The 1,065-nt window shown below is 60.6% G+C and carries 2 protein-coding genes; both read left to right on the forward strand.

The window, feature by feature from the left end:
* On the forward strand, positions 1 to 208 hold a 208-nt coding region (locus tag CXF88_RS14350), incomplete at its 5' end, for an SMR family transporter (protein WP_000313105.1).
* A complete protein-coding gene (gene sul1 / locus CXF88_RS14355) occupies positions 202 to 1,041 on the forward strand; it encodes a sulfonamide-resistant dihydropteroate synthase Sul1 (protein ID WP_000259031.1) in 840 nt (279 codons plus the stop codon). The genes CXF88_RS14350 and sul1, both read left to right, overlap by 7 nt.
* The last annotated feature ends 24 nt before the right edge of the window (positions 1,042 to 1,065 follow it).

Below are 1,065 nucleotides of genomic sequence, written 5' to 3' on the forward strand. Positions count from 1 at the left end.
TTCTCTGGTTCTGAAATCCATCCCTGTCGGTGTTGCTTATGCAGTCTGGTCGGGACTCGGCGTCGTCATAATTACAGCCATTGCCTGGTTGCTTCATGGGCAAAAGCTTGATGCGTGGGGCTTTGTAGGTATGGGGCTCATAATTGCTGCCTTTTTGCTCGCCCGATCCCCATCGTGGAAGTCGCTGCGGAGGCCGACGCCATGGTGACGGTGTTCGGCATTCTGAATCTCACCGAGGACTCCTTCTTCGATGAGAGCCGGCGGCTAGACCCCGCCGGCGCTGTCACCGCGGCGATCGAAATGCTGCGAGTCGGATCAGACGTCGTGGATGTCGGACCGGCCGCCAGCCATCCGGACGCGAGGCCTGTATCGCCGGCCGATGAGATCAGACGTATTGCGCCGCTCTTAGACGCCCTGTCCGATCAGATGCACCGTGTTTCAATCGACAGCTTCCAACCGGAAACCCAGCGCTATGCGCTCAAGCGCGGCGTGGGCTACCTGAACGATATCCAAGGATTTCCTGACCCTGCGCTCTATCCCGATATTGCTGAGGCGGACTGCAGGCTGGTGGTTATGCACTCAGCGCAGCGGGATGGCATCGCCACCCGCACCGGTCACCTTCGACCCGAAGACGCGCTCGACGAGATTGTGCGGTTCTTCGAGGCGCGGGTTTCCGCCTTGCGACGGAGCGGGGTCGCTGCCGACCGGCTCATCCTCGATCCGGGGATGGGATTTTTCTTGAGCCCCGCACCGGAAACATCGCTGCACGTGCTGTCGAACCTTCAAAAGCTGAAGTCGGCGTTGGGGCTTCCGCTATTGGTCTCGGTGTCGCGGAAATCCTTCTTGGGCGCCACCGTTGGCCTTCCTGTAAAGGATCTGGGTCCAGCGAGCCTTGCGGCGGAACTTCACGCGATCGGCAATGGCGCTGACTACGTCCGCACCCACGCGCCTGGAGATCTGCGAAGCGCAATCACCTTCTCGGAAACCCTCGCGAAATTTCGCAGTCGCGACGCCAGAGACCGAGGGTTAGATCATGCCTAGCATTCACCTTCCGGCCGCCCGCTA

Origin of the sequence: Shewanella sp. ALD9 (genome assembly GCF_002836315.1) — a bacterium.
Lineage (GTDB): Bacteria > Pseudomonadota > Gammaproteobacteria > Enterobacterales > Shewanellaceae > Shewanella.